This is a genomic window from Polaromonas naphthalenivorans CJ2, assembly GCF_000015505.1.
Classification (GTDB): domain Bacteria; phylum Pseudomonadota; class Gammaproteobacteria; order Burkholderiales; family Burkholderiaceae_C; genus Polaromonas; species Polaromonas naphthalenivorans.
Genome location: NC_008781.1, coordinates 255,080 through 275,643 on the forward strand (window position 1 = coordinate 255,080; position 20,564 = coordinate 275,643).

Consider the following 20,564-nt stretch of genomic DNA (forward strand, 5'->3'; position numbering starts at 1 on the left):
TCATGCAACTCAATCCCGCAGAAATTTCTGAACTGATCAAGAGCCGTATCGAAGGCCTCGCCGCAAGCAGCGACATCCGTAACCAGGGCACCGTGGTGTCGGTGGCCGACGGTATTGTCCGCATCCACGGCCTGTCCGATGTGATGCAGGGCGAAATGCTTGAATTTCCCGCCACAGCCGATGGCACGCCAACCTATGGTCTGGCGCTGAATCTTGAGCGCGACTCGGTCGGCTCCGTGATTCTGGGCGAGTACGAACACATTGCCGAAGGCGACACCGTCAAATGCACGGGTCGTATTCTGGAAGTCCCGATTGGTCCTGAACTGCTTGGCCGCGTGGTCAATGCACTGGGTCAGCCCATCGACGGCAAAGGCCCGATCAACGCCAAGCTGAGCGACGTGATTGAAAAGGTCGCGCCAGGCGTGATTGCCCGTAAATCGGTTGACCAGCCACTGCAAACCGGCCTGAAGTCCATCGACTCGATGGTGCCTATCGGCCGTGGCCAGCGCGAACTGATCATTGGCGACCGCCAGACCGGCAAGACCGCGGTTGCGATTGACGCCATCATCAACCAAAAGGGCAAGGGCGTTTCATGCGTCTATGTCGCGATTGGCCAGAAGGCTTCCTCGATCAAGAACGTGGTGCGCTCGCTGGAACAAGCCGGTGCCATGGACTACACCATCGTGGTGGCAGCCTCGGCTTCCGAATCTGCCGCCATGCAATACGTCAGCGCCTACTCGGGCTGCACCATGGGCGAATACTTCCGCGACCGTGGCGAAGACGCGCTGATTGTGTATGACGACCTGTCCAAGCAAGCCGTCGCCTACCGTCAGGTATCGCTGCTGCTGCGCCGTCCGCCAGGCCGCGAAGCCTACCCTGGCGACGTGTTCTATCTCCACAGCCGTCTGCTGGAACGCGCAGCCCGCGTGAACGAGAAGTATGTTGAAGACTTCACCAAAGGCGCCGTGAAAGGCAAGACAGGTTCATTGACCGCACTGCCGATCATTGAAACGCAAGCCGGCGACGTGTCAGCTTTCGTGCCGACCAACGTGATCTCGATCACCGACGGCCAGATTTTCCTGGAAACCAGCCTGTTCAACGCCGGTATCCGTCCTGCGATCAACGCCGGTATCTCGGTGTCGCGCGTCGGTGGCGCCGCCCAGACCAAGCTGATCAAGAACCTGTCCGGCGGTATCCGTACCGACCTGGCCCAGTACCGGGAACTGGCTGCCTTTGCGCAGTTCGCATCCGACCTGGACGAAGCCACCCGCAAGCAGCTGGACCGTGGTGCCCGCGTCACGGAGTTGCTCAAGCAGTCGCAGTATTCGCCTTTGTCCGTCTCCACCATGGGTGCCACCTTGTTCGCAGTGAACAAGGGCTTCATGGATGATGTAGATGTCAAGAAGGTGCTGGCTTTCGAAAGCGGTCTGCACGCTTGGCTGAAGGACAAGCATGCGCCCTTGATGGCCAAGCTTGAAGCCAACAAAGCCATGGACAAGGATGCCGAGGCCGAGTTGACGACAGCGGTCACTGCGTTCAAGAAATCGTTTGCCTAAGCTTGGCCGACTTGATCAAAGTTTGGCAAGTGTCTAGAACCCAGTAGGAGCCCATATGGCAGCAGGCAAGGAAATACGCGGCAAGATCAAGTCGGTGGAAAACACCCGCAAGATCACCAAGGCCATGGAAATGGTGGCCGCCTCCAAGATGCGCAAGGCGCAGGAACGGATGCGCGCCGCCCGTCCTTACAGCGACAAGATTCGTAACATTGCAGCTCACCTGAGTCAGGCGAATCCCGAATACACCCATCCGTTCATGGAGTCCAATGACGCCAAGACCACCGGGTTTATCGTGGTGACGACCGACAAGGGCTTGTGCGGTGGTTTGAATACCAATGTGCTGCGTCTCTTGACGACCAAGCTTAAGGACATGCAGGCTGCCGGTGAAGATGCGCAGGCGGTCGCCATTGGCAACAAGGGTTTGGGATTCCTGAACCGCATTGGTGTCAAGGTCGCGGCGCATGCCACCCAGTTGGGTGACAAGCCACACCTGGACAAGCTGATCGGCCCCGTGAAGGTGTTGCTCGACGCGTACAGCGAAGGCAAGATCAAGGCGGTTTACCTCTGCTATACCCGCTTCATCAACACGATGAAGCAGGAATCCGTAGTGGAGCAACTGTTGCCCTTGACGGCGGACCGGATGCAGCCCGACAAGACCGAGCATAGCTGGGACTACATCTACGAGCCGGACGCGCAAACCGTGATTGACGAGCTGCTGGTTCGCTATGTCGAGGCACTGGTGTTCCAGGCGGTGGCCGAGAACATGGCTTCCGAGCAGTCCGCCCGCATGGTCGCCATGAAGTCCGCTACCGACAATGCCGGCAGCGTGATTGGCGAACTCAAGCTGATTTACAACAAAACGCGTCAAGCGGCGATCACGAAAGAACTTTCGGAAATCGTTGCTGGTGCCGCAGCGGTTTAAGCCGCCATTCAAGATTTAAAGAACGAAAAGGATTCGGTCATGGCTCAAGAGACTCTAGTGGACACAAGCATCCAGGGCAAGATTGTTCAGTGTATCGGCGCGGTGGTGGACGTAGAGTTTGCCCGTAACCAGATGCCAAAGATTTATGACGCGCTCAAGATGGAAGGCTCTTCCCTGACGCTTGAAGTCCAGCAGCAACTGGGTGACGGCATTGTGCGTACGATCGCCTTGGGCACGTCCGACGGCCTGCGCCGCGGCAACATCGTGTACAACACCGGCGCCAACATTACCGTTCCCGTGGGCAAGGCCACGCTGGGCCGCATCATGGACGTGCTGGGTGCGCCGATTGACGAGCGCGGCCCGGTTGACCAGACGCTGACCGCTCCGATTCACCGTAAGGCGCCTGCCTATGACGAACTGAGCCCATCGCAAGAGCTGCTCGAAACCGGCATCAAGGTGATTGACTTGGTATGCCCGTTCGCCAAGGGCGGCAAGGTTGGCCTGTTCGGCGGCGCCGGTGTCGGCAAGACCGTGAACATGATGGAGCTGATCAACAACATCGCCAAGGCGCACTCGGGCCTGTCCGTGTTTGCCGGCGTCGGTGAGCGTACCCGCGAAGGCAATGACTTCTATCACGAGATGGCCGATTCCGGCGTCGTGAACCTCGACAAGCTCGAAGACTCCAAAGTCGCCATGGTCTATGGCCAGATGAACGAGCCCCCAGGAAACCGTCTGCGCGTGGCGTTGACCGGCCTGACGATTGCCGAGTCCTTCCGTGACGAAGGCCGCGACGTGCTGTTCTTCGTGGACAACATCTACCGCTACACGCTGGCCGGCACCGAAGTGTCCGCACTGCTGGGCCGCATGCCTTCCGCCGTAGGCTACCAGCCAACGCTGGCCGAAGAAATGGGCCGCCTGCAAGAGCGCATCACTTCGACCAAGGTCGGTTCGATCACCTCCATCCAGGCCGTTTACGTTCCTGCCGATGACTTGACCGATCCATCGCCTGCCACCACCTTTGCCCACCTGGATTCCACCGTGGTGCTGAGCCGTGACATCGCTTCGCTGGGTATTTATCCTGCGGTCGATCCGCTGGACTCGACCAGCCGCCAGCTGTCACCGGCGGTCGTCGGTGAAGACCACTACAACACCGCCCGTGCGGTGCAGGGAACGCTGCAGCGCTACAAGGAATTGCGCGACATTATCGCGATTCTGGGCATGGACGAACTGGCGCCTGAAGACAAGCTGGCCGTGGCCCGCGCCCGTAAAATCCAGCGTTTCCTGTCGCAGCCGTTCCACGTTGCTGAAGTGTTCACCGGCTCGCCCGGCAAGTACGTCAGCCTGGCCGAAACCATTCGCGGCTTCAAGATGATTGTGGCCGGCGAGTGCGACCACTTGCCGGAGCAGGCCTTCTACATGGTCGGCACCATTGACGAAGCCTTCGAAAAAGCCAAGAAGATGTAAGTAAAGCCGGCGTTTGGGCCAGCCGCGTGCCGGCTTGGTCCGGGCGCCAACTTTCTTCACATCTTTTAAATTGGAGTACGTATGAATACCATCCACGTCGATGTCGTCAGCGCAGAAGAGTCCATCTTCTCCGGCGAGGCCCGGTTTGTGGCTTTGCCAGGCGAAGCGGGCGAACTGGGTATTTACCCACGCCACACGCCGCTGATCACCCGCATCCGGCCGGGCGCCGTGCGTATTGAAAAAGCGGATGGCACGGAAGAGTTTGTGTTTGTTGCCGGCGGCCTGCTGGAAGTGCAGCCGAACTGCGTGACTGTCCTGAGCGATACTGCCATTCGCGGCAAGGATCTGGACGAAGCCAAGGCTACCGCCGCCAAGGCCCTGGCCGAAGAAGCCCTGAAAAACGCCAAGAACGATATCGATATCGCCATGGCGCAGTCCGAGTTGGCCGTCATGGCCGCCCAGATTGCAGCGCTGCGCAAATACCGCCAGAAAAAATAAAAACCAACAAGCGCAGACTTCGGTCTGCAACTGCAGGCATCCGGCAACGGATATCTGCAATCCCGAGCCCTTGCCGCAAGTCAAGGGCTTTTTTTATGCCTGTTCGTGATGGCTGGCGGGATTACTGCAGCAGCGGCGTGTCGGGCAGTTCGTTGGGGTGCCTGGCTGACGCATCCGTCCGCGCAAAATGCGCCACCAGCAGCGTCGAGGCTTCTTCCAGCGCCTGCGTCAGCCCGTCTTCATAGCGTTTTTCCCGAAAGGCGCTGGCCATGTGCGCCACCACGGACTGCCAATGTGTCGCGTCCACATGGCGCATCAGCCCCCGGTCGGCGACGATTTCAATCGCGTGTTCGGCCAGCAGCACGTAGATCAGCACGCCGTTGTTGTGTTCGGTGTCCCAGACGCGCAGCTTGCTGAACATCATGACGGCCCGCTGCCGGATCAGGTCGCCCAGGGTATTTTTATCGTCCATCCGCCATAAATAACTGGCAGGCAGTGCAGCCTCGACGCAGATGCGGATCTGCCCGCTGTGGCGCTGCTCGCTGGCCGCGACCCGCTCGGCCAGGCGATGCGCTAGGTCGGAGGGAATGGCGCGCCGGCTGTCGGCTGCGTCCAGCCACAGGTGCTTGAGCAGGAGTGTGAGCTTGTTCATCAAAATGCTTACCAGTTGCCCGATGCGCCGCCGCCACCGAAATTGCCGCCGCCGCCGCTGCTGAAGCCACCCCCGCCGCCGCCACGACTGCCACCAAAACTGCCGCCACCAAAACCACCACCGCCGAAGCCTCCGGGGCCGCCCCAGCCTGACGAGCGACCGCCACGGCCCATGCCGCCCAAGCCGCTGATGCCGGAGATCAGCGCGAACACCATGCCGACCACTGCGGCAATGGCGCCGATGACCAGGCTGCTGGTGAACACCCAGGCCAGCACGCCCACCGCGCCGCCAGTTGCCACCGAGCCCAGCTTGCGGCCCAGCACACTTGACAGCACCCGGCCGCCGATGGGCACGGCAAAAAACAGGAACACCGCCAGCGTCGTCCAGTCGAATCCGCCGCCGCTGCCGCGATGGGTTTGTCCCTGCTGCGGCGCCGGCAGGTTTTCGCCGGTGATGCGCGCCATGATCTGGCTGGCGCCGGCGTCCAGTCCGCCGGCAAAGTCGCCCTGCTTGAAGCGCGGCGTGATCGCGGTCTCTATGATCTGGCTTGCCGCCAGGTCGGGAATGGCGCCTTCGAGCGCCTTGGTGGTTTCAATGCGAACGGCGCGGTCGTTCTTGGCCACCACCAGCAGCAGGCCGTCGCCAATGCTCTTGCGGCCGATTTTCCAGCTGTCGCCGATGCGCTGCGCATACGCGGCAATGTCCTCGGGTTGGGTGGTCGGCACCATCAGCACGACCACCTGGGCGCCGCGCGACTGCTCGAAGGCCGTCAGCCTGGCTTCCAGCGCGGCCTTTTGCGCCGCCGTCAGCGTGCCGGTGCTGTCCATCACATGCGCGGTCAGCGGCGGGACGGGCTGAACGCCTTGCGCCCAGGCCGCGACGCTGGCCAAGGGTAGCCATACCGCCAGTAACAGTGCCTGCAAGAAGATACGCAAAGTCATCGGCTGCGCGGCTTATTTCTTGTTGAAATCAACCACCGGCGGCACGGAAATCTGCGCTTCGTTGGCGACCGCGAAGTTGGGCTTGACCTTGTAGCCAAAAATCATTGCGGTCAGGTTGTTTGGAAAGCTGCGCGCCAGCACGTTGTACTCCTGCACCGTCTGGATGTAGCGGTTGCGCGCCACGGTGATGCGGTTTTCGGTGCCTTCGAGTTGCACCCGCAAATCGCGGAAAGCCTGGTTCGCCTTCAGGTCCGGGTAGCGTTCGCTGACCACCATCAGGCGGCTCAGGGCGCTGCCCAGTTCGCCCTGCGCGGCCTGGAATTTGCTGAAGGCCGCCGGGTCGTTCAGGGTTTCGGGCGTGACCTGGATCGAGGTGGCCTTGGCGCGCGCTTCAATCACCTTCGTCAGCGTGTCCTGCTCGAAAGCGGCTTCGCCCTTGACCGTGGCCACGATATTGGGCACCAGGTCGGCGCGGCGCTGGTACTGGTTCAGCACCTCGGACCAAGCCGATTTGGTCTGCTCGTCCAGGCTCTGGAACTGGTTGTAGCCGCAGCCCGAAAGGAGTAGACCCAGCAGGGCGATGAAAGATAAGCGTAATAAGCTCGATGCCATGTAAAAGCCTCCAAAATTCAAGCCTTAACACTACCATAGTCGCATGTGATCGAACCTGATTTGACGCACGCGCAATCCCGATTAAACCGATACCGACCCAATCCGATTGGCATCATGCGAAAACCTCAAGCGCCGCCTGGCAGCCCCGAAAACGCCGATGCGACCGAAGCGGCGTTTTACGATGCGCTGCAAAGCGGCGATATCGAAAAACTCATGGCCTGCTGGAGCGATGAAGACGATATCGTGTGCGTGCATCCCGGCGGTGCCCGGCTGCTCGGCCTCGCCGCCATACGCGGCGCGTTTGACACCATGTTCGCCAACGGCGCCATTCGTGCGCAGCCGCTCAAGGTGCGCAGGCTGCAGTCGCTGGGCGCCAGCATGCACAGCTTGCTGGAGCGCATCGAAGTGCTGACCGAAGACGGGCCGCGCCATGCCTATGTCGTCGCCACCAATGTGTACCACCTGACGGCGCAAGGCTGGCGCATGGTGGCGCATCACGCCAGCCCTGGAACCCTGCCCGAGTTGCAGGAAGCGTCGCAAACTCCCTTCACCCTGCACTGACAAAATGGCCATGAATTACGGCGCCCCCTGGTGGTTACCCGATGGCAATACGCAGACCATCTGGGCCGCCCTGCGCGCGCGCCGCTTCATGGGGCCGCCGCCCGTGTTTCGCCGCGAACGCTGGAGTACGCCGGATGACGACTTTGTCGATGTGGACTGGCTGATGCCACGGTTTGAAAGCGCAGGCCTGGCCGAGCGCGGGGCAGTTCGTGAAGCGCCAAGCGTGGGGGTGCCTCTGCTGGTGCTGTTTCACGGACTTGAAGGCTCGTCGTCCAGCCACTATGCCCAGGCCTTTGCCGACGTCGCCGGCAGCCGGGGCTGGGCCTGCGCCGTGCCGCACTTTCGCGGCTGTTCCGGCGAGCCCAACCTGGCGCCGCGTGCCTACCACTCGGGCGATTTTGCTGAAATCGACTGGATGCTCAGGCGTTTTGCCGGCCTGAACCAGGGGCCGGTCGTGGCCGTCGGAATCTCCCTGGGTGGCAATGCGCTGATGCGCTGGGCCGGCGAGATGGGCACGCAGGCCGGGCAGGTGGTGACGGCGGTGGCGGCGGTCTGCGCGCCGCTTGATCTGACGGCCAGCGGCCAGGCCATCGGCCAGGGCTTCAACCGTCAGGTGTACACCCGCATGTTCCTCAAATCCATGGTGCCCAAGGCGCTGCAAAAACTGGCGCAGCATCCCGGCCTGTTCGACCGCGACACCTTGCTGGCGGCACGCGACCTGCATGCGTTCGACAATGTCTTTACCGGGCCGGTGCACGGGTTCAAGGGCGTTGACGATTACTGGTCGCGCGCGTCGGCCAAACCTCATCTGGGCCGGATTGCCGTGCCTGCGCTCGCACTGAACGCCTTGAACGATCCCTTCATTCCCGCAGCAAGCCTGCCGCAGTCTGCCGATGTCAGCCCCTGGGTCACCTTGTGGCAGCCGGCGCAGGGCGGCCATGTCGGCTTTCCCGCATCGAATTTTCCGGCGCATGTGCGCGCCATGCCTGAAGCGGTGGCGGGCTTTCTGGCGGCGCAGCTTTAGTCCGTTGCATGACCCCCGCCATCGCTGCGCCAGTCAAGGCAGTGCAAAATAAGCGCCATGGATGACATTGTTAAACAAGCGATTGCCAAGTGGCCCAACGTTCCCGACTGCTATGGCTGGCTCGGGCTGGATGCGCGCGGCAACTGGTACATGCGCGACGACCGGGCGCAATCCGCAGGGCCTTTTGCGCTGGTGGGCGATGCCGACCGCCACGCGGCCAGCAAGGGCTCGCTGCTGAAGCACGACAAGCTGATCGACTTCATCCAGCGCAATTACGAGAGCGATGCCAGCGGACGCTGGTTTTTCCAGAACGGGCCGCAGCGCGTGTATGTCGAGCTTGAAGCCACGCCCTTCATCTGGCGGGTCCATGCGGCAGCCGGTTTTTCGGTCACGGCGCACACCGGCCAGCCGGCACGCGTCCAGCGCTGCGTGCTGGACGAAGACGGCCGGCTTTACCTTGAAACCGATCTGGGCTTTGGCCTGGTGCACACGCAGGACATGATGTATGCAGCCGATGCTGTCGAGCAGGGTTTGTGGGTTCCGCAAGAGTTCCCGGCTGCTGACTTGCCCGCCCGTTTTGGCTATGTGCGCACTCCCAGAGCGCTACAAAATACATAGCCTGCTATGCCCGTGCTGCTTGCGCAATCTCCTGTTTTTATTGAATTTTCATGAAAAAAAGCCGGTCATTGACCGGCTTTTTCTGGAAAGGCGGTTGCCGAGCCTTATTTGACCGCGCTCACCATGTAAACAACGGCCAAGTGGATGTCTGCGTCAGAGGCGGCAGAGCCCCCCTTGGGCGGCATGGCGCCCTTGCCTTTGATGGCGCTGGCTGTCAACGCGTCAACGCCGGTCTGGATGCGCGGAGCCCAGGCGGCCTTGTCGCCAAACTTGGGCGCACCGGCCACGCCTGCGCCGTGGCAGGCGAAGCAAGCCTGTTTGTACAGCGCCTCGCCAGCGCCTGTGTCGGTTGCGGCAACCTTGGCAGTTGCTGCCGGCGCGGTCGCTGCGGCAGGTGTCGCTGCAACTGCGGTAACCGGAGCTGCTGCTGGCGTGGCGGCCGCAGCATCAGCCGCTGGCGCATCAGCCGCGCCGGCGGCAGGCACGGCAGGTTCGGCAAACTTGCCGCCTGCGGCTGTGGTCATGTACACCACGGCGCGGCCGATTTCGATATCCTGAAAGTCTCCGCCGCTCTGCGCAGCCATGGCGCCCTTGCCCTTGAGCGCGGAATGCAGCAGTGCGTCATAGCCGGTGGAGATACGGGGCGCCCAGGCTGCCGCATCGCCGAACTTGGGAGAGCCTGCCGCGCCTGTGCCGTGGCAAGCAATGCACTGGCCTTTATAGACTTCTTCGCCTGTCCTCAGGGGGCGGTTGGCATCGCGGATTTCAACCATGCCAACTTTCTGGATACGCTCGGCCACAGCCCGTTCTGCGTCATCAGCGCCGGCCAGCGGTTTATCGGCCGAGGCGACGTAATAAACCAGCCCGATAATTGCAAAAACAGGAACAACGAAAGAGAAAAAAACAGCCGCCAGCAGTTGTTTGGGGGTTTTAATCGGGCCCGTGTGGGCTTCTGCGTGGGCCGTGGTGTGATCGTTTGCGCTCATTGCGTCCTCAAAAAACTGAACATCGGGGGACTGTTGCGGGCTGCTTCAGCATCGGCGCATTATAGCGGGGGCCTTGAAAATTCTGATCAGGCCGGACTGGCTGATAGAATCCGGGATTGATGCGCGGTATGGGTTGTTCCAGCCGCTCAATTGCATCAAAGTCCACGTCCCGGACTTTGGCGCAAGTCGTTGTTCAGCGTTGCGGCTGTAGCTCAGTGGATAGAGTATTGGCCTCCGAAGCCAAGGGTCGTGGGTTCGATCCCCGCCAGCCGCACCATTCATGCATTGCCACGGGTTTTCCGTCTTTGACGGTGCATGATCCGTCATTCGCACCCTCTGAAACTTTGACGCAAGTTTCAACCCGACATGAATTCCTGTTTCTTCATTGACACTGCCGCTTATTGGGCTTTCCGGGCGGCCGGATATGCATTGCTCAACCTGGGCGAAGATGCTGCGCTCATTGCCTTCATGTTCTGCTGAACCGCAGTTCTGGACGAGTCCAGACTGCGGCAGCCAGGCGGCGGCTTGTCAGAAGGACTGCCGCTGGTCTCTCATCAGGCCTTCTTGGCCCAGGCGCTGCACCAGGCTTTAGCCCCGACCTGCTTGCCGGCAAACAGCGGACAAGCACCCGCTGCATCGGTCGGCTTGCCTTGGTAAAGCGCGCAATTGGCGCATTGCTGGCCGGCGGCGTATTTTGGGTATTTGGCCTTGTCGGCTTTGGTGGCGTCGCTCTTGTAGCCCAGCGCAACGGCCTGCGGGTCGCTATCCTGCACCAGCGGTGCCGGGGCTTGCGCTTGGGCCAGACGTGTCGTGGCCAGAATACCCGCGCTCATGACGGATTGAATGACAAAGGTTCTACGGTTCGATTTCATGTGGGTTCTCAATTATTAACATTGGACCTGGCCAGACGCGGCAAAAATTAAACAGCCGCATCGACAAAGCATCAATCCGCTCATGCAGCCCCGACGGAGTAGCCTCGGATCAAAACCCGGCCATGTCCCGGTTTTCCAAGCCAATATAGGCAAAATCGAGTTTACAGCCAGGCATTGCCCCGTGGCCAGCCAGTGCATCGCATTCCGTGACAAAGCGCAAACTGTCTTCACAAAAGCATTGCTGGATCCACCAGTTGCCATCCGCCTTTCAGCAGGAAAGTTAAAACAAGGCAATGATTTTTGCTACTAAATTAGTAGCTAACTATGCATGTGTGGTATGCGCTAAAGGCTGTTTTTATTTAAAATTTACTTCTGCCATAAGTGGCGCTCTCGACACTCTCGCAGCCATGCGGCACAGCCGTTGATGCTTCAGGAAACCCGTCATCCCTGTGGAATTAGCGGCTGGCTGGATGTGCGGCTTTTCAGCTGCGGCTATGCTTGCGGGCCACCTTGACAGAGTCCGGTCTTGCCGCGAGCATGCAGCATCTTTCTTTCCATCCGGGTGACTTTGTGCCAAGTCATTTTTTTCCAAGCTAACGAGGGTTTCATCATGAAGAGACATTTCCTGCGCACCATTCCAGCGCTGATTGCCCTGTCGGTTTCGCCGCTGTTCGCGGCAGCGCAGGCTGCTTGGCCGGCCAAGCCCATCACGCTGGTGTCTCCTTATGCCCCGGGCGGCACCACCGACCTGCTGGCGCGCCTGCTGGCGTCCAAGCTGCAAGGCGTGCTTGGCCAGACCGTCATCGTCGAGAACAAGGGCGGCGCGGGCGGCAACATCGGCACCGACTATGTGTCCAAGTCCAAACCGGACGGCTACACGTTTTTGGTGGCGTCGAGCGGTCCGCTGGTAATTGCGCCTTCGCTCTATCCGAAACTGCCCTACCAGCCCAACCTGGATTTCACGCCGGTCGCGCCGCTGGCCAGTGCCGCCTTCGTGATCGCCGTCAATCCCGGCTCGGGATTGACCAGCGTCAAGGACATCATCGCCAAGGCCAAGGCCGGCAACCTGTCCTTTGCGTCGGCAGGCTCGGGCACGCCGCAGCACATCATCGGTGAAATGTTCAATGTCCAGGCGGGCGTGAAGATCCAGCACATTCCGTACAAAGGCTCGGGTCCGGCGATGAACGACCTGGTGGGTGGCCAGGTTCCCATGACGTTCGAGAACCCCGTTCCCATCATGCCGCAGGTCAAGGCGGGCAAGCTCAAGGTGCTGGCGGTGACCAGCGCCAAACGCTCGGCGGCGTTCCCCGACATTCCGACCGTCTCGGAACTGGGGCTCAAGGGCTTTGATGCACAGCCCTGGTATGGCGTTCTTGGCCCGGCCGGCGTTCCTGCGGAAGTCGTTGAGCGGATGAACAAAGAGATCCGCACCATTCTGGCTTCCACCGATGTCAAGGCGCGCCTGTTTGCCCTGGGCGCCGAGCCGATGGACATGACACCGTCCGCATTCAAGAGTTTCATTGCGGCGGACACCAAAAAATGGACTGCCGTGGTCAAGGCTTCCGGCGCCACGGTGGACTGACCCCAAGGTGCCGCAAGCTTTTATTTCTCATGGCAACCGACCTGCTTGATGCACAAACGCTGAAGCAGGCATGTTCGGGCAGTCCTGCCGGAACATGCGTCTGCTCGCTGGGTGCCTGCCGCAACTGGGAGAGCTTTACCGAAGACCGCTGGCCGGCCAAATCGGTCCGGCGCCTTGGAACCTTGCGTGATCCGGCCATCGACGAGCCGACCGTGGAAGAGTTCCATCCCGATGGCACGCGCTACGATTCTGCGGACGCGCCACTGGCGGTGGCATTTTTCCCCTGCAACCGAAGTGATGCCTACGCCTGCGGCCAGTGTGGCCGCACCCTGCTGAGGTACACGGAATATGGCGGCTACTATGTTGATCACCGTGTCCGCGAGGTTCTGCCGGAGCTGATCGTCTAGGCCGGCCTCAACTGGCTTGCCAGATCACCTTTTTGCCCGAGGCTTCCCAGCGTTCGTAGTTGGCTGAGTAAATGTCCTCGATGCGGTTGCGCTTGACCTTGAAGGTTGGCGTGATGATGTCGTTGTCCACGGTCCAGGCCGTGGTCACGATCACGAGGCACGCAAGCTGCTCATGCGGGTCCAGCGTGGCGTTGACGCCTTTCAGGTGCTCGCTGAGCGAGGCTTCCAGTTCGGTGCGCGCGGCCGCATCCCGGCTGCGCGCCACCGCTTCGGCATTGAGCATCACGATGCCCAGCGGCCGGCCCAGATTGGCGCCGGTCACCACGCAGGCTTCGACCGCCTCGTGCATCACCAGCTTGTCCTCGATGGGCGCGGGCGCAATGTACTTGCCCTTGCTGGTCTTGAACAGATCCTTGACGCGCCCGGTGATGTGCAGGTTGCCCCGCGCGTCCAGCTGCCCCTTGTCGCCCGTGCGCAGCCAGCCGTCTTCGGTGAAGGCGGCGCGGCTTTGCACCGGATCCTTGTAGTAGCCCATCATCAGCGCGGGGCTGCGCATCTGGATTTCGCCGGTCTCGGGGTCTATTCGATCCTCCACGCCGGGGTAGGCCGGCCCCACCGTGCCTTCCTGGTTGGTGCCTGGCACCGTGAGGTGCGAAACGGCCAGGTTTTCAGTCAGGCCGTAGCCCTCGTTGATGGGCAGTCCGAGCTTGCGGTACCAGCTCAGCAGCGCCAGGGGCATGGGTGCCGCGCCGCCCGCCGCGATGCGGCATTGGTCCAGTCCCAGCGCCTTGAGCACCTTGCGCCGCACCAGTGCGCCGATGACCGGAATCGACAGCAGCAACTGGAGTCTGGCCGGCGGTATCTTGTGATGCACGCCTTGCTGGAACTTGACCCACAGCCGTGGCACCGAGAAAAAGATGGTCGGCCTGGCGCGCTGCAAGTCGGCGGGAAAGGTGTCTATCGATTCGGCAAAGTAAAGCCGCATGCCGGTGCGCAGCCAGCCGTGCTCGACCAGCACGCGCTCGACAACGTGGGCCAGCGGCAGGTACGACAGCATCCGGTCCTGGCCTGTCAGGTCGATGCGTGTGATGCCGGCATCCAGCGCCCAGGCAAAACTGCCGAAGCTTTGCATCACGCCCTTGGGCCGGCCGGTGGTGCCCGAGGTGTAAATCAGCGTGGCGAGTTCTTCGGCACCCCGAACCAACTCGCCCTGCAGGGGCGCCTGGCGTGCGCAGATGGCATCCCAGCCATCGTGGTTGTTGAGGACATCGGGCGGCGACAGCGGGTAGCTGATGCAGGGCAGGCCGCCTGGCACGCCGGGCTTCATGTTCTCCCAGGCATCGAGCTTGCCGACAAAGCAGGCTTTGGCTTCACTGTGGGTGAGTATGTGCGCGATGGTGTCGGGCGCCAGCGTGGGATAGAGCGGCACCGAAACATGACCGGCCATCCAGATGGCCAGGTCGCTCATGAGCCACCAGGCGCAGTTCTTGGACAGGATGGCGACGTTCGAGCCCGGCTCCCAGCCCTGCGCCTTCAGGTGCGCGGCCATGCGACGCACCTGGTCGGCCACCTGGCTCCAGGTGTAATCCTGGATCACGCCGCCGCCCATGGGCTGGGTCAGGGTGACTTGATGAGGGGCTGCTTTTTCCCAGTGGTACAGGCGCTGCAGCGCCAGCATGTCGGGCGAAACAGGGTTCATCGCGCAGGTCTCCTCTCGTTGTTATAAGGGCAGGCAGTGTGCCTTTGCCGATTGAGCGTTTCAACCGCCTGGATGTCAATCCCCTGATTCGTACGGAGGCCTTTGGACCTCCTTTGCATACCTCCTGATGGACCCTGCGTTGTGACGCGATTCCCGGAAACTGGGCAGAGGAACATTTTTTCAGCCGCAATATCGAATAATGCTCATGCATCAGGAGTGCGCCATGAAGATCGTTAAAACTGTTTCCAGCCTGGCTGCCGCCGCGCTGCTGATGGCCGGTTGTGCTTTCAGGCCGGTGCAGCCGGGCATGTCGCGCGACCAGGTTCTGGCAAGCTACGGTACGCCGATGCGCATCGTGCCCGTGGGTTCGGGGACGCGGCTGCAGTATTCCAGGCAGCCCGCCGGCCAGAGCGTCGTGATGGTCGATCTGGACGCTGCCGGCAAGGTGGTGGCGGTACGGGAGGTCATGACGCCCCAGGAGTTTGCAAGGGTCGAGCCCGGCAAATGGACCCGCGAGGACGTGGAGCGCGAGTTTGGCCCGCCGGCAAGGGTTGACCGGGTGGCGTCATGGCCCGGCGACATCATGAATTACCGCTGGCGCGAGAACAACATTCAGGACATGTTTTTCTGGGTCTATCTGGACGCCGGCAACCGGGTTCAGCGTACCGGGCAGGGCATGGAAATCCCGATGCGGATGCATTTCAAGGACTGAAGCTTGATGTCATTCCACCGCGCGGCCAATTTCAGGCCAGTGGTGGTGCAGGTACACCCAGGCGACGAGTCCGATGGACATCATGCCCAGCGACACCGCAGCCAGGGCCGGCGTGGAATGCATCACCAGCGGTGCGATGACGCCGGCCACCAGTCCGTTGGCCGTGGAGCCGATACACGCCTGCAGCGAAGACGCCATGCCGCGCCGCTCGGGATACAGGTCAAGCACCAGCAGCGTGACCACCGGCACCATCAGCGCCCAGCCAAAGGCAAACACCGCAATCGGAAGCAGCGCCCACGACGCATGGGCCGTGAACAGCAGATTGGCAACGAGGTTCAGCACCGAAGTCACCAGCATGATGACAAAGCCGTGGCGGATCTGCTTTTTGGGTGCTATCTTGCCGGCCAGGCGACCGCTCAGCCAGGCGCCTGACATGATGCCGGAGATGGTCAGCACAAAGAACCAGAAAAACTGCGTCGGCTGCAAGGCCAGATGCTCGCCCAGAAACGCTGGCGCCGCGAGCACATACAGAAACATGCCGTTGAACGGCACGCCGCTGGCCAGCGCCAGCAGCAAAAAGCGCGGGCTCGAACCCAGTTGCCAGTAGCCGCGCATCAGGTGCCGCACTTCAAAGGGCTGGCGCGCGTCAGGCTGCAGGGTTTCAGGCAGGAATCTGTAGTTGGTCACCCAGAGCACGAGGCCGACTCCGGTCAGGAACCAGAAAATGCTGTGCCAGCCCAGATGCACGAACAGCCAGCCGCCCACAATCGGCGCCAGCGCCGGCGCCACGCCGAAATAGATGGTGACCTGGCTCATGACCTGCTGCGCCTGCGCGGGCGGAAACATGTCGCGGATCACGGCGCGCGAGACCACAATGCCGGCGCCGGTTGACAAGCCCTGCATGGCCCGGAACAGCACCAGCAGGCCCACGTTTTGCGACAGCGCGCAGCCCGCCGAGGCGAGCGTGAACATGGCAATGCCCCAGAGCACCACCGGGCGGCGGCCAAAACTGTCGGCCAGCGCGCCATGGAACAGGTTCATGAAGGCAAAGCCGAACAGGTAGGCCGACAGCGTCTGCTGCATTTCCACCGGCGTGGCGCCCAGCGACAGCGCCATGCCGGAAAAGGCCGGGATGTAGGTGTCGATGGAAAACGGCCCGAGCATGCCGAGCACGGCCAGCAGGGCGGCAAGCGTCCAGCGCGGGCCGCGCCAGAGCTGGTCGGCGTTGGGGTTCATTCGTTTTTAAGCTTTAACGCCGTGTCATAGAGTTCGTTGCGCGACGCGCCGGTGATGTCTGCTGTCAGCTTGACGGCGGTTTTCAGAGGCAACTCGGCCAGCAGCAGTTGCAGAACCCGAAGGCTGTCGTCAACGCCTTCGTGCGGGCTTGACGCATGCAGCACCAGCGCAAATTCGCCCCGGGTGCGCTGTGGCCCGGCGTCCAGCCAGGCGGCAAAATCCTGCGCGGGCAGGGTGGCGATTTCCTCGAACTGCTTGGTCAGCTCGCGCCCGACGGTGATGAGCCGGCCCTGCAGCACGGCCAAAGCGCGGGCCAGCGCCTCGATGCGGTGCGGCGCTTCAAGGATCACCGTGGCACGGGAATCGGTTCGCAACAACGCGATGGCCTGGTCGCGCTCGCCGGCCTTGCTGGGCAAAAAGCCGGCAAAGACAAAACTGCTGCCGTTGTCGGCGCTGCCTTCGGCGCGCGTCACGCCGGCGGCGCTGAGCACGGTGGTCACGCTGCTGGCGCCGGGCAAGGGCATGACCTTGAACCCGGCGGCCCGCACCGCCGCCACCAGGCGCGCGCCGGGGTCGCTGACGGCAGGCGTTCCGGCATCGCTGACATAAGCCACGCGCTCGCCGCGCTGCAAGCGTTCCACCACCAGCCCGGCGGCTTCGGCTTCATTGTGCTGGTGCACGGCCAGCAGGGGTTTGTCGATGCCATACTGGCGCAGCAGCGGCTGCGTGTGGCGCTTGTCCTCGCAGGCGATGGCATCCACCAGCTGCAGCACATGCAGGGCGCGAAGCGTGATGTCGGCCAGGTTGCCGATGGGGGTGGCCACGACATACAGCGTGGCTTGCGGATAATGCTGCATGCCCGCTGCGGCGCGTGCGGTGTCCAGGGCCAGTTCGAAAGAAGCGTTCAATGTGGTTTTCCAGAAAACAGGCGGTTAATGTTGCGCCCAAGAGCACTGCAGGCGGTGCCGCAGCGTTGCCGAAGCAGGTTACCACCAAGTCGCGCGGGGACGCGGCCGAGTCTGCCGCGCGGGCCTATCTGGTCGGCGCCGGCCTGCGATGGATCGAGTCCAATTATCGGACACCGGGGCGCGGCGGCGGCGAGATTGACCTCGTCATGCGCGTACCCGATGGCACGCTGGTGTTTGTCGAGGTCCGCCAGCGCAGCAGCGCTTCGCATGGCGGCGCCGGCGCCAGCATCAGCGCCGTCAAGCAGCGGCGCATCATTTTTGCGGCGCGGCATTATTTGATGCGCTTTGCCAGCCTGCCGCCTTGCCGTTTCGATGTGGTGCTAGTCCATGGCGCGCTTTCCGGGGGTGAAAGTCCACAGGCCACTATCGAATGGCTGCCTGCGGCATTTGACGCCTCTTGACTTTGAACGTCGGGGGTGTCATGGCCAGGGAATTTGTAACCATACCTTCCCGGCGCCCCGGGCGGGCCTTTTGCCGACGCTGTTGCGCGTCATGACCCGCTATCATCAGCCCATGCTTGAACAACGAATCGAACAGCAATTCATCGACAGCGCCGACCTCAAATACCAGGCCGCGCAAGTCTTGTCCAAACCCATTGCCGCAGCGGTGCATGCCATTTTGGCCAGTGTCACCAGCGGCAACAAGGTGCTGGCCTGCGGCAATGGCGGCTCGGCCGCTGATGCCCAGCACTTCGCCGCTGAATTCGTGGGCCGCTACGAACGCGAGCGGCCCGAACTTGGCGCGATTGCCCTGACGACCGACAGCTCCATCATCACGGCGATTGCCAATGATTACGATTTCAGCGTGATTTTCTCCAAACAGGTGCGCGCCCTGGGCGTGGCCGGCGACGTGCTGCTGGCCATCAGCACCAGCGGCAACTCGGCCAATGTGCTGGCCGCTGTCGAGGCGGCGCATGAGCGCGACATGACGGTGGTGGCGCTGACCGGCCGGGGCGGCGGCAAGATGAACCAGGCCCTGCGCGAAACCGATGTGCATATCTGCGTGCCGCATGAGCGCACGGCCCGCATTCAGGAAGTGCATTCCCTCGTCATCCACTGCATTTGCGACGGCGTGGATACCCAGTTGCTTGGTGATCAGGAGTCTTCGGCATGAACCATGGTGTGATGAAGCGGCTGGCCTGCTCGGTCGGCGCGGCGGTGCTGCTCACGGGTGCGCTCAGTGCGTGCGTCGGCCCCTTGATCGTGGGTGGCGCCATGGTGGGCGGTTCAATGGTGGCCACGGACCGCCGAACCTCGGGCGCACAGCTTGACGACGAGGCCATCGAACTGCGGGCTGCCAGCCAGATCCGCTCCAATCTCGGAACCCGGGTGCGCGTGAGCGTCACCAGCTACAACCGACAGGTGCTGCTGACCGGTGAGGTGCCCAATCTGCAGGACAAGCAGCGGGTCGAGCAGGTGGTCAAGGCGGTGGACAGCGTGGCGTCGGTGGTCAATGAGCTGGCGGTACTGAACAGCCCATCGCTGATGGACCGCTCTTCGGATGCGCTGCTCACCGGCCGCATCAAGGCCATGCTGCTGGACACCAGTGACCTGCAGTCCAATGCCTTCAAGGTCGTGACCGAGCGGAACACGACCTACCTGATGGGCCGTGTCACCCAGCGCGAAGCGGACCGGGCCACCGAAGTGGTGCGCGCCACGCCGGGGGTGCAAAAAGTCGTCCGGATTTTCGAGATCATCAGCGAGCAGGAACTCAAGAACATGGACACCGTGCCTTCCGGCATGCAGCCAGCGGCCCCCAAGCCCGCTGGCGTCTGAGTTCCCCGAGCAGTCCGCTGGAGGGCTGACTGACTGGCGCCGGGCCGCTTATTTCAGGCGCTTGATCAGGCTGGAGGTGTCCCAGCGCTGCCCGCCCATGGCCTGCACGTCGGCATAGAACTGGTCCACCAGCGCCGTGACCGGCAGGCGGGCGCCATTGCGCTTGGCCTCGTCAAGGACCAGTCCCAAGTCCTTGCGCATCCAGTCCACCGCAAAGCCGAAATCAAACTGGTCGGCGACCATGGTTTTTCCCCGGTTGTCGAGCTGCCAGCTTTGCGCCGCGCCCTTGCCGATCACGTCGAGCACCTGCTTCATGTCCAGCCCGGCCTTCTGGCCAAAGGCCACGGCTTCGCTCAAACCCTGCACCAGTCCGGCGATGCAGATCTGGTTGACCATCTTGGTCAACTGGCCGGCACCGGCCTCGCCCATCAGGGTAAATGCTTTGGAAAAGGCCATGCCAACAGGTTTGACCACCTCGAACGCCGCCGCCTCGCCTCCGCACATGACCGTGAGCGCACCGTTTTGCGCGCCTGCCTGGCCGCCGGACACGGGCGCATCGATGAATTGCAGGCCGATATTTTTTGCGGCGCTGTAGAGTTCGCGGGCGACAGACGCCGAGGCGGTGGTGTGATCGACAAAGATGGCGCCCGGCTTCATGCCTGCAAACGCACCGTTGGCGCCCAGCGTGACCGAACGCAGGTCCTCGTCGTTGCCGACGCAGCAAAACACGATGTCTGCACCGGCGGCGGCTTCGCGCGGCGTGGCGGCTGAAGCGCCCTTGAATTCGTCGCTCCAGGCCTGGGCCTTGGCGGCGCTGCGGTTGTACACCGTGACCTGGTGGCCCGCCAGCGCCAGGTGGCCAGCCATGGGGTAGCCCATGACGCCAAGGCCGAGAAAGGCGACCTTGCGGGGATGGGGCGGCTCGTAGCTTTTCGTGGAAATAGGGGACATGGGGCTGTGAAGGGGGCTTGTTGAAGAAAGTTCAGACAATGGCAAAGTGCTCGGTGCCTGCCGACAAATCGGTAGACTTGGCGCGTTGCGAATAAAGCTTGATCTGCAGCCGCAGGTCATTGACCGAATCGGCATTGCGCAAGGCCTCTTCGTAAAGAATATGGTTGCCTTCAAAGGCATCAAACAGCGCCTGGTCAAAGGTCTGCATGCCCATGTTGCGGCTTTTCTTCATGATCTCCTTGATCTCGCTCACATCGCCCTTGAAGATGAGGTCGCAAATCAAGGGGGAATTGAGCATCACCTCGACCGCTGCAAAGCGCCCCTTGCTGTCCTGCCGGGGCACCAGCCGCTGCGACACCACGGCCTTGAGGTTGAGCGACAGGTCCATCAGCAACTGGGCGCGGCGTTCTTCCGGGAAAAAATTGATGATGCGGTCCATGGCCTGGTTGGCGCTGTTGGCGTGCAGCGTGGCCAGGCACAGGTGGCGTTGTTGCATAAATCGCCCGCGCCAATGAACGGGCTGCCTTA

22 protein-coding genes, 1 tRNA gene and 1 pseudogene are annotated in these 20,564 nt (G+C 62.1%); 14 read left to right on the plus strand and 10 right to left on the minus strand.

Annotation, left to right across the window (positions count from 1 at the left end; genetic code table 11):
- Positions 1-2 precede the first annotated feature (2 nt).
- The 4 genes from atpA to PNAP_RS01260 all read left to right on the plus strand — a co-directional run bounded on the left by atpA (position 3) and on the right by PNAP_RS01260 (position 4,440).
- Entirely contained in the window at positions 3-1,556 is a 1,554-nt protein-coding gene (atpA, locus tag PNAP_RS01245; RefSeq protein ID WP_011799686.1) for a F0F1 ATP synthase subunit alpha, read from the plus strand.
- Positions 1,557-1,611: 55 nt separating this feature from the next.
- Complete coding sequence (atpG, locus tag PNAP_RS01250; RefSeq protein WP_011799687.1) at positions 1,612-2,478, plus strand: F0F1 ATP synthase subunit gamma; 867 nt, start codon at positions 1,612-1,614, stop codon at positions 2,476-2,478.
- Between the two features lie 39 nt (positions 2,479-2,517).
- The gene (gene atpD, locus PNAP_RS01255) at positions 2,518-3,942 is read left to right on the plus strand and encodes a F0F1 ATP synthase subunit beta (protein WP_011799688.1); all 1,425 of its coding nucleotides are present in this window, start codon (positions 2,518-2,520) and stop codon (positions 3,940-3,942) included.
- Positions 3,943-4,023: 81 nt separating this feature from the next.
- Positions 4,024-4,440: a F0F1 ATP synthase subunit epsilon gene (locus PNAP_RS01260; RefSeq protein WP_011799689.1), complete on the plus strand. Its 417-nt coding sequence runs from the start codon at positions 4,024-4,026 to the stop codon at positions 4,438-4,440.
- A 121-nt stretch (positions 4,441-4,561) separates the two neighbouring features.
- Here the strand turns inward: PNAP_RS01260 and PNAP_RS01265 are convergent, their stop codons facing one another.
- Genes PNAP_RS01265 through PNAP_RS01275 form a run of 3 tightly spaced genes read right to left on the minus strand, consistent with a single transcriptional unit; the run spans position 4,562 to position 6,645 of the window.
- Positions 4,562-5,092 (minus strand): TPM domain-containing protein, encoded by a 531-nt coding sequence (locus PNAP_RS01265; RefSeq protein ID WP_011799690.1) that lies wholly within the window; start codon positions 5,090-5,092, stop codon positions 4,562-4,564.
- A gap of 8 nt (positions 5,093-5,100) precedes the next feature.
- A complete protein-coding gene (locus PNAP_RS01270; RefSeq protein ID WP_011799691.1) occupies positions 5,101-6,033 on the minus strand; it encodes a TPM domain-containing protein in 933 nt (310 codons plus the stop codon).
- Between the two features lie 12 nt (positions 6,034-6,045).
- A complete protein-coding gene (locus tag PNAP_RS01275; protein ID WP_011799692.1) occupies positions 6,046-6,645 on the minus strand; it encodes a LemA family protein in 600 nt (199 codons plus the stop codon).
- Positions 6,646-6,759: 114 nt separating this feature from the next.
- On the opposite strand from PNAP_RS01275, the gene PNAP_RS01280 reads away from it, so the two are divergent.
- Genes PNAP_RS01280 through PNAP_RS01290 form a run of 3 tightly spaced genes read left to right on the plus strand, consistent with a single transcriptional unit; the run spans position 6,760 to position 8,848 of the window.
- On the plus strand, positions 6,760-7,206 hold the full coding sequence (locus PNAP_RS01280; protein WP_011799693.1) for a YybH family protein: 447 nt from the start codon (positions 6,760-6,762) through the stop codon (positions 7,204-7,206).
- A 10-nt stretch (positions 7,207-7,216) separates the two neighbouring features.
- Positions 7,217-8,230 (plus strand): YheT family hydrolase, encoded by a 1,014-nt coding sequence (locus PNAP_RS01285; protein WP_041376890.1) that lies wholly within the window; start codon positions 7,217-7,219, stop codon positions 8,228-8,230.
- 57 nt (positions 8,231-8,287) lie between these two features.
- Entirely contained in the window at positions 8,288-8,848 is a 561-nt protein-coding gene (locus tag PNAP_RS01290; protein WP_011799695.1) for a DUF2946 family protein, read from the plus strand.
- A 104-nt stretch (positions 8,849-8,952) separates the two neighbouring features.
- Here the strand turns inward: PNAP_RS01290 and PNAP_RS01295 are convergent, their stop codons facing one another.
- Positions 8,953-9,834, minus strand: coding sequence for a c-type cytochrome (locus PNAP_RS01295; RefSeq protein ID WP_011799696.1), 882 nt, complete (start codon positions 9,832-9,834; stop codon positions 8,953-8,955).
- A 201-nt stretch (positions 9,835-10,035) separates the two neighbouring features.
- Here PNAP_RS01295 and PNAP_RS01300 point away from each other — a divergent pair.
- Positions 10,036-10,111: transfer RNA gene (locus PNAP_RS01300), tRNA-Arg, on the plus strand.
- A gap of 277 nt (positions 10,112-10,388) precedes the next feature.
- Here PNAP_RS01300 and PNAP_RS01305 read toward each other — a convergent pair.
- Positions 10,389-10,706 (minus strand): high-potential iron-sulfur protein, encoded by a 318-nt coding sequence (locus PNAP_RS01305; protein WP_011799697.1) that lies wholly within the window; start codon positions 10,704-10,706, stop codon positions 10,389-10,391.
- Between the two features lie 610 nt (positions 10,707-11,316).
- Here PNAP_RS01305 and PNAP_RS01310 point away from each other — a divergent pair.
- Positions 11,317-12,288 (plus strand): Bug family tripartite tricarboxylate transporter substrate binding protein, encoded by a 972-nt coding sequence (locus PNAP_RS01310; RefSeq protein WP_011799698.1) that lies wholly within the window; start codon positions 11,317-11,319, stop codon positions 12,286-12,288.
- Between the two features lie 29 nt (positions 12,289-12,317).
- Entirely contained in the window at positions 12,318-12,695 is a 378-nt protein-coding gene (locus tag PNAP_RS01315) for a hypothetical protein (protein ID WP_011799699.1), read from the plus strand.
- A 7-nt stretch (positions 12,696-12,702) separates the two neighbouring features.
- Here PNAP_RS01315 and PNAP_RS01320 read toward each other — a convergent pair whose 3' ends face one another.
- Entirely contained in the window at positions 12,703-14,394 is a 1,692-nt protein-coding gene (locus PNAP_RS01320) for an AMP-binding protein (protein WP_011799700.1), read from the minus strand.
- A 223-nt stretch (positions 14,395-14,617) separates the two neighbouring features.
- Between PNAP_RS01320 and PNAP_RS01325 the strand changes: the two genes are divergently transcribed.
- Positions 14,618-15,106, plus strand: a complete 489-nt coding sequence (locus PNAP_RS01325) for a membrane protein (RefSeq protein ID WP_011799701.1) — start codon at positions 14,618-14,620, stop codon at positions 15,104-15,106.
- A gap of 9 nt (positions 15,107-15,115) precedes the next feature.
- Here the strand turns inward: PNAP_RS01325 and PNAP_RS01330 are convergent, their stop codons facing one another.
- Together PNAP_RS01330 and rsmI are read right to left on the minus strand one after the other, a co-directional pair.
- Complete coding sequence (locus PNAP_RS01330; protein ID WP_011799702.1) at positions 15,116-16,342, minus strand: multidrug effflux MFS transporter; 1,227 nt, start codon at positions 16,340-16,342, stop codon at positions 15,116-15,118.
- Positions 16,339-17,199, minus strand: a complete 861-nt coding sequence (rsmI, locus tag PNAP_RS01335) for a 16S rRNA (cytidine(1402)-2'-O)-methyltransferase (RefSeq protein WP_011799703.1) — start codon at positions 17,197-17,199, stop codon at positions 16,339-16,341. Before rsmI ends, PNAP_RS01330 begins: the two co-directional genes overlap by 4 nt.
- A 50-nt stretch (positions 17,200-17,249) precedes the next feature.
- Here rsmI and PNAP_RS01340 point away from each other — a divergent pair, with 50 nt between their 5' ends.
- From PNAP_RS01340 to PNAP_RS01350, 3 genes are all read left to right on the plus strand, one after another.
- Positions 17,250-17,711: a YraN family protein gene (locus PNAP_RS01340; protein WP_011799704.1), complete on the plus strand. Its 462-nt coding sequence runs from the start codon at positions 17,250-17,252 to the stop codon at positions 17,709-17,711.
- A gap of 112 nt (positions 17,712-17,823) precedes the next feature.
- A complete protein-coding gene (locus PNAP_RS01345) occupies positions 17,824-18,423 on the plus strand; it encodes a phosphoheptose isomerase (protein WP_011799705.1) in 600 nt (199 codons plus the stop codon).
- The gene (locus PNAP_RS01350; RefSeq protein WP_011799706.1) at positions 18,420-19,085 is read left to right on the plus strand and encodes a BON domain-containing protein; all 666 of its coding nucleotides are present in this window, start codon (positions 18,420-18,422) and stop codon (positions 19,083-19,085) included. Before PNAP_RS01345 ends, PNAP_RS01350 begins: the two co-directional genes overlap by 4 nt.
- A gap of 48 nt (positions 19,086-19,133) precedes the next feature.
- Here the strand turns inward: PNAP_RS01350 and PNAP_RS01355 are convergent, their stop codons facing one another.
- Both PNAP_RS01355 and PNAP_RS01360 read right to left on the minus strand, forming a co-directional pair.
- On the minus strand, positions 19,134-20,036 hold the full coding sequence (locus PNAP_RS01355; RefSeq protein WP_011799707.1) for an NAD(P)-dependent oxidoreductase: 903 nt from the start codon (positions 20,034-20,036) through the stop codon (positions 19,134-19,136).
- Positions 20,037-20,067: 31 nt separating this feature from the next.
- Positions 20,068-20,526, minus strand: a pseudogene (locus tag PNAP_RS01360) (ATPase, T2SS/T4P/T4SS family); the annotation flags it as partial.
- Positions 20,527-20,564 lie beyond the last annotated feature (38 nt).

What these genes read in the sequence shown, in the direction of transcription:
- atpA (WP_011799686.1), top strand. Translation starts at nt 3, where the DNA reads ATGCAACTCAATCCCGCAGAAATTTCTGAACTGATCAAGAGCCGTATC.
- atpG (WP_011799687.1), top strand. Translation starts at nt 1,612, where the DNA reads ATGGCAGCAGGCAAGGAAATACGCGGCAAGATCAAGTCGGTGGAAAAC.
- atpD (WP_011799688.1), top strand. Translation starts at nt 2,518, where the DNA reads ATGGCTCAAGAGACTCTAGTGGACACAAGCATCCAGGGCAAGATTGTT.
- PNAP_RS01260 (WP_011799689.1), top strand. Translation starts at nt 4,024, where the DNA reads ATGAATACCATCCACGTCGATGTCGTCAGCGCAGAAGAGTCCATCTTC.
- PNAP_RS01265 (WP_011799690.1), bottom strand. Translation starts at nt 5,092, where the DNA reads ATGAACAAGCTCACACTCCTGCTCAAGCACCTGTGGCTGGACGCAGCC.
- PNAP_RS01270 (WP_011799691.1), bottom strand. Translation starts at nt 6,033, where the DNA reads ATGACTTTGCGTATCTTCTTGCAGGCACTGTTACTGGCGGTATGGCTA.
- PNAP_RS01275 (WP_011799692.1), bottom strand. Translation starts at nt 6,645, where the DNA reads ATGGCATCGAGCTTATTACGCTTATCTTTCATCGCCCTGCTGGGTCTA.
- PNAP_RS01280 (WP_011799693.1), top strand. Translation starts at nt 6,760, where the DNA reads ATGCGAAAACCTCAAGCGCCGCCTGGCAGCCCCGAAAACGCCGATGCG.
- PNAP_RS01285 (WP_041376890.1), top strand. Translation starts at nt 7,217, where the DNA reads ATGAATTACGGCGCCCCCTGGTGGTTACCCGATGGCAATACGCAGACC.
- PNAP_RS01290 (WP_011799695.1), top strand. Translation starts at nt 8,288, where the DNA reads ATGGATGACATTGTTAAACAAGCGATTGCCAAGTGGCCCAACGTTCCC.
- PNAP_RS01295 (WP_011799696.1), bottom strand. Translation starts at nt 9,834, where the DNA reads ATGAGCGCAAACGATCACACCACGGCCCACGCAGAAGCCCACACGGGC.
- PNAP_RS01305 (WP_011799697.1), bottom strand. Translation starts at nt 10,706, where the DNA reads ATGAAATCGAACCGTAGAACCTTTGTCATTCAATCCGTCATGAGCGCG.
- PNAP_RS01310 (WP_011799698.1), top strand. Translation starts at nt 11,317, where the DNA reads ATGAAGAGACATTTCCTGCGCACCATTCCAGCGCTGATTGCCCTGTCG.
- PNAP_RS01315 (WP_011799699.1), top strand. Translation starts at nt 12,318, where the DNA reads ATGGCAACCGACCTGCTTGATGCACAAACGCTGAAGCAGGCATGTTCG.
- PNAP_RS01320 (WP_011799700.1), bottom strand. Translation starts at nt 14,394, where the DNA reads ATGAACCCTGTTTCGCCCGACATGCTGGCGCTGCAGCGCCTGTACCAC.
- PNAP_RS01325 (WP_011799701.1), top strand. Translation starts at nt 14,618, where the DNA reads ATGAAGATCGTTAAAACTGTTTCCAGCCTGGCTGCCGCCGCGCTGCTG.
- PNAP_RS01330 (WP_011799702.1), bottom strand. Translation starts at nt 16,342, where the DNA reads ATGAACCCCAACGCCGACCAGCTCTGGCGCGGCCCGCGCTGGACGCTT.
- rsmI (WP_011799703.1), bottom strand. Translation starts at nt 17,199, where the DNA reads ATGCAGCATTATCCGCAAGCCACGCTGTATGTCGTGGCCACCCCCATC.
- PNAP_RS01340 (WP_011799704.1), top strand. Translation starts at nt 17,250, where the DNA reads ATGTGGTTTTCCAGAAAACAGGCGGTTAATGTTGCGCCCAAGAGCACT.
- PNAP_RS01345 (WP_011799705.1), top strand. Translation starts at nt 17,824, where the DNA reads ATGCTTGAACAACGAATCGAACAGCAATTCATCGACAGCGCCGACCTC.
- PNAP_RS01350 (WP_011799706.1), top strand. Translation starts at nt 18,420, where the DNA reads ATGAACCATGGTGTGATGAAGCGGCTGGCCTGCTCGGTCGGCGCGGCG.
- PNAP_RS01355 (WP_011799707.1), bottom strand. Translation starts at nt 20,036, where the DNA reads ATGTCCCCTATTTCCACGAAAAGCTACGAGCCGCCCCATCCCCGCAAG.